Below are 5215 nucleotides of genomic sequence, written 5' to 3'. Positions count from 1 at the left end.
CGACAGAGGAATTCAGCTCCAGGGTATCGGGAGTCTCGATGACTTCCCGGATAGTACGCTCAGCAAGCGTGCTTGCAGATGCATCCATGGCGGAAAAACCGAAGGCCGCCATCAATGTTGAGGCGGCCAACGCTATTTTCTCTATATGTCTGAATGCAGGCATCTGTAGGAGGAAGGACTCGGACTATTCCAGGAAGAAGCATTGCAGTCCATAGATTCCGCAGACCTCGGTCGATACTTCACCTATCCATCCGCACTCGTCCTGCACAGCGCACTGGACCTTGACGAAGGATACTTGGGCACATTCCCGCGGAACCGAGAATACGTTTGCGCTCCTTGGGATCAGGAAATTCTTGTTTTCCTTGTTCACGGCGTCGATGAACTTCACGTCCTCGATTGTGAAGTTGTCTGCGTATCCGGATCCGTAGCTTGGATTGATCCACATGCTCCCGTTGTCGGAAGTGTCGTAGGCCCTGCTGGCAAGACGTGGCCCTGAGAGGGTGTAGCTGTCCTCGCTGATCCACTGCGGATAGTAGCTGTCCTGCTTGTGCCAGTCGTTGTAGCGGATATATCCCTCACCTCCCTGGCTGTCGGTCCACCTTACGTCGGAATGGATGTCCGCAGGGCGGTAGTAGGTGACGCTGTAGTCCCTGGTCTCCTCGCTGCTGCCGTAGAGTGAGCCTTTGATTTCCACCCATTCTTCGTCAGGAAGTCCGTTGCCGTTCTTGTCTTCCATGACGTAGACTATTCCAGGCTCAGACGATGATTCGGTGAAGTTGCCGACGACGATGATGAATCCGTCAGACGGAACGATACTGTGCTCAAGCTTGGCTACGATGTATCCTCCGAATGCGCCGAGGGACACATATTTGTTCTCGGACATCCTCTGGTAGGCATGTTCGCATGCCTCCTCCATGGTCTTGGCTTCATATCCGTCCCCGATGAACTGGCCTGGCGCAGGACAATACTCGAGCACCTCCGCGCACTTGACGACCATGTATGGATTGTAGTCGTGTGGCACATTGGGCTTGGTGCACGATGCGAGGGCCGCGCAGCATGCAAGGATGGAGATGGTGATATGGAGTCCCGATCTCATCTGATGTTAATCTATTTTACAAGGACCTCGTAGCAGAGGTCGTCGAAAGCGAAGTAAGAAGGGTAGGAGAATCCGAATGAGTCCTCGATGTTGCCATCCACGTTGAAACTGAAGCTTACGAGGTGGAATCCATCCATGTTGACCTCTGAAAGATCCCACAGTGCCCAATCCTTGACTATCTTTGAAGGACCGTCCACGAGCTTGAAGGATACTTTCTTCGTTGCGATATTCTGACCCCCTTCCATCGGAATGTCTCTCTCGAGGGTCGCAGTGAGTTCGACATGGATTTCCTGGCCGTCTGTGATAATGCAGTTGCCTTCACCGTCGTAGCAGTTGGAGAGGCCATAGGCAGTGTTGTTCACGTACATTTCCTTGAGATTCACGCGCTCATCGCTCTTGACCTTAAATTCTGGTAGTCCGCCTGTGCCCCAGTCGTGACCGAACCACACGGCGAAGTTAGATGAGCCGTCGTGACCTCCAGCAGCGGCGTCAGTTGCGACTGAGAGCTGGATATTGTAGTCTCCGTAGGTCTTGCTTGTGTAGTTCGAGATGGCAGCGCCTGAGTCCCATGCCCATCCGCCATATTCGCCCCAATCTGCCTTGTTGTTGGAGTGGCTGATGATTCCGTCGCTCCAGCTGTATTCATTTTCTGAATAGAGAAGGGGACCGAAATACTGTGGCGTGTCGATGAGAGCAGAGAAAGCAGCTCCCTCGAAGTCGATTGTCTTTGTCTCGTATACGGCAGGGATTTCGTCCGGAGTACAAGAGACGATGATTGCTGCAAAGGCAGCAAGGGTAAGAAGTGTTTTTTTCATTTTGATTGTTTGTGATATTCCCGTCACGGAATCAACTTATTATATAATACCGAGGCAGGCATTCTGACTAGCCCTTCCTTGACGGAGAAGGGATTCACAGTAGCGGGCACTGTCCGCGATTCTCACGCGGTTTCCCTTTTGATCCGGGACTTTCGGCCCGGAACCTCAGATGGTGCAAATATACAAAAAAAGAAGGAACCTACCAGCTCGACTCACGTCGGTGACTGCCGATTCCTACTTTACACACAACACTTAGTTACTTGTCTATTTCGATTGCAAATATATACTGATTTTCACAATTTCAATTATCAAATCGTAAAAAATCTGATATTTTTCGGGATTTTGTGTACAACGTTCGTCTTTTTTGAAAAACAACAGCTTTTGCACTTGTCGGCATAAGCTGTTGTCTATCATTTGTTTAGAAATCGGAATTTACGAAATTTCCGTAAAATTCTAATATCCTGTGTAGCTCCAAGGGGTAATCACCCTAAGTTCTGCCTTGATTTCCTCCGAAACATCGAGAGTTTCGATGAATTCCTTGATGGTTGCCTCGTCGATAGGCTTGCCTGTACGGGTGAGCGCCTTGAGGGTCTCGTAAGGGTTAGGGTAGTTCTCCCTCCTGAGGATGGTCTGCACAGCTTCTGCAACGACAGCCCAGTTCGCCTCGAGATCTCTGTGAAGAGCAGTCTCGTTGAGGATGAGCTTGCCGAGTCCCTTCTTGAGCGAAGCGAAGGCGATCAGACCATGTGCGAGAGGCACGCCGATGTTCCTGCTGACGGTAGAGTCAGTAAGGTCACGCTGGAGTCTTGAGATAGGGAGCTTCATCGAGAGGAAGGTGAGGATTGCATCTGCCATTCCGAAGTTGCCCTCAGCGTTCTCGAAGTCGATAGGGTTCACCTTGTGCGGCATCGCAGATGAACCGACCTCATTCTTGTTGACCTTCTGGCGGAAGTACTCCATAGATATATATGTCCATATATCGCGGCAGAGGTCGATGAGGATGGTGTTGATCCTGCGGAGGCAGTCGAAGATGGTCGCGAGGTTGTCGTAGTGCTCGATCTGGGTGGTAGGGAACGACCTGCTCAGTCCCAGCGACGATACGAACTCATCACCGAATGCAATCCAGTCGATCTGCGGATATGCGAGCTTGTGAGCGTTCATGTTGCCGGTGGCACCTCCGAACTTCGCCGGATAGGTCATCTGCTCGAACTGACGGATCTGCTCCTCGAGACGTACCTGGAACACCTTGAACTCCTTTCCTACGCGGGTAGGTGATGCTGGCTGGCCGTGGGTCTTTGCGAGCATAGGGATGTCCTTCCACTCCTGCGCATCTGCTGCGATGATCGAGAGAACCTCCTTGAGAGCCGGCATGTAGACCTGCTCGAGAGCCTCCTTGAGCATGAGAGGGGTGGCGGTGTTGTTGATGTCCTGAGAGGTGAGACCGAAGTGGATGAAGGTGAGGCAATTGTCGAGACCGAGCTCGGTGAACCTCTCCCTGAGATAGTACTCGACCGCCTTTACGTCGTGGTTGGTTACTTTCTCGATGTCCTTTACCTTCTGTGCCTGCTCCGGTGTGAGCTCCTTCCAGATGGCCTGGAGCTTGTCCTCGAGCTCAGGATTGAGAACGCCCGCAAGCTGAGGGACAGGAGCCTTGCAGAGGGCGATGAAATACTCGACCTCGATCCTGATCCTATACTTGATGAGCGCGTATTCGCTGAAATATTCCGTGAGGGAAGAAGTTTTGCCGTAATAGCGTCCGTCTATCGGAGTAACGGCGAGAAGTGTCTGATTCTCCATTTCTTTCTATTCTTCAAATGCCCTGTGACCGATGTCCGTACGATGGAAGAGATTCTCACACTGGATCTTCTCTACCTCTGCGTTCACCTTCACGTGAGCAGATGCAAGGTCCTTTGCGCGGCAGGTGACGATCATCACGCGACCTCCGGCAGTCAGGAGCTTGCCGTCCTTGTTTGCTGTACCCATATGATATACGACTCCGTCGACGGTCTCGGTTCCGCAGATCTCGTATCCCTTCTCGTATGAGCCAGGATAACCCTTGGAAGCGAGCACGACGCCAATGGTCGCATCGTCGCTCCAGCGAGGCTGCTCTGCATTTCGGCCAGTAGCCACCGCCTCGAAGATGTCGTAGATGTCGCTCTCGATCAGAGGAAGCACCACCTCGGTCTCGGGGTCGCCGAAACGTGCGTTGAACTCGATGACCTTGACTCCGTCAGGTGTCTTCATGAGGCCTCCGTAGAGAACTCCGGTGAGAGGGCAGCCCTCAGCGACCATCGCCTTGGCAGTTGCCTTGAGCACCTTCTCGAGAGCGTATTCCCTGTCCTCGTCGGTGATGAAAGGAAGCTTGGTGTATGCTCCCATTCCGCCGGTGTTAGGGCCCTTGTCGCCGTCATAGGCACGCTTGTGGTCCTGTGCGAGAGGCATAGGGTAGACCTTCTCGCCGTCTACGAAGCACATGAAAGAGAACTCAGGACCGGTGAGGAAGTCCTCTACGACCACCTTACCCTGTCCGAACCTTGTGTCGAGGAGCATGTCACGAAGTGCCGAGTCTGCCTCCGCGAGATCCTGTGCGATCACCACTCCCTTGCCGGCAGCGAGTCCGTCGTACTTGAGGACTGCTGGGAAAGGACGGCCGCTCACGAATGCGAGTGCCTCTTCGTATGAGTCGAACGACTTGTATCCCGAGGTGGGGATGTCGTACTTCTCCATGATGATCTTTGCGAACTCCTTGCTGGTCTCTATCCTTGCGGCCGCCTTGGTGTGACCGAAGATCTTGAGACCTTCAGCGCGGAAAGCGTCTGCGATTCCAACTGCGAGGGAAGCCTCAGGGCCGACGACGGTGAGGTCGATTGCGTTCTCCTTCGCGAAACGGAGGAGGCCCTCAACGTCAGTGTCCTTGATGGCCACGCACTCTGCCTGAGCAGCGATACCCGCGTTGCCGGGAGCGCTGTATATCTTTTCAACCTGTGGTGAGCGGCTGAGAGCATCCACGATAGCGTGCTCCCTTCCGCCGCTTCCTACTACGAGTACCTTCATATATTAATGCTTGAAGTGTCTTTCACCTGTGAACAACATTGTGATGCCGTTGGCATTCGCTGCGTCGATGCTCTCCTGGTCACGTACGCTGCCGCCTGGCTGTACGATAGCCTTCACTCCGTACTTTGCTGCGGTCTCCACGCTGTCACCGAATGGGAAGAACGCGTCTGAACCCATCACGAGGCCTTCGTTCCTGATGTCCTTGCCTGCAGCGGCGAGAGTCTCCTCAGCCTGCTTGATGGCGATGGCT

5 protein-coding genes, 1 pseudogene and 1 riboswitch are annotated in these 5215 nt (G+C 53.4%); of the genes and pseudogenes, 1 reads left to right on the top strand and 5 read right to left on the bottom strand.

Annotated elements, in window-relative coordinates; all coding sequences use genetic code 11:
• Positions 1-215 (top strand): hypothetical protein (locus tag AC06ND_RS02270; protein ID WP_475677375.1); only part of this gene is annotated, 215 nt, incomplete at its 5' end.
• On the opposite strand, the gene AC06ND_RS02265 is transcribed toward AC06ND_RS02270, so the two are convergent.
• The 5 genes and pseudogenes from AC06ND_RS02265 to AC06ND_RS02245 all read right to left on the bottom strand — a co-directional run.
• The gene (locus AC06ND_RS02265) at positions 185-1096 is read right to left on the bottom strand and encodes a hypothetical protein (RefSeq protein WP_475677374.1); all 912 of its coding nucleotides are present in this window, start codon (positions 1094-1096) and stop codon (positions 185-187) included. The two genes, AC06ND_RS02270 and AC06ND_RS02265, sit on opposite strands and share 31 nt — an antisense overlap.
• An 11-nt stretch (positions 1097-1107) precedes the next feature.
• Positions 1108-1911 (bottom strand): DUF4465 domain-containing protein, encoded by an 804-nt coding sequence (locus AC06ND_RS02260; protein ID WP_475677373.1) that lies wholly within the window; start codon positions 1909-1911, stop codon positions 1108-1110.
• A gap of 36 nt (positions 1912-1947) precedes the next feature.
• Positions 1948-2094, bottom strand: a riboswitch (cobalamin riboswitch).
• Between the two features lie 270 nt (positions 2095-2364).
• On the bottom strand, positions 2365-3708 hold the full coding sequence (gene purB / locus AC06ND_RS02255) for an adenylosuccinate lyase (RefSeq protein WP_475677372.1): 1344 nt from the start codon (positions 3706-3708) through the stop codon (positions 2365-2367).
• 6 nt (positions 3709-3714) lie between these two features.
• Entirely contained in the window at positions 3715-4965 is a 1251-nt protein-coding gene (gene purD / locus AC06ND_RS02250) for a phosphoribosylamine--glycine ligase (protein WP_475677371.1), read from the bottom strand.
• A gap of 3 nt (positions 4966-4968) precedes the next feature.
• Positions 4969-5215 (bottom strand): annotated as a pseudogene (locus AC06ND_RS02245) (bifunctional phosphoribosylaminoimidazolecarboxamide formyltransferase/IMP cyclohydrolase); the annotation flags it as partial.

This window comes from Candidatus Cryptobacteroides sp., assembly GCF_056207615.1.
The sequence above is the reverse complement of the archived record's forward strand: the minus strand, read 5'-3'. Positions and strand labels throughout refer to the sequence as shown.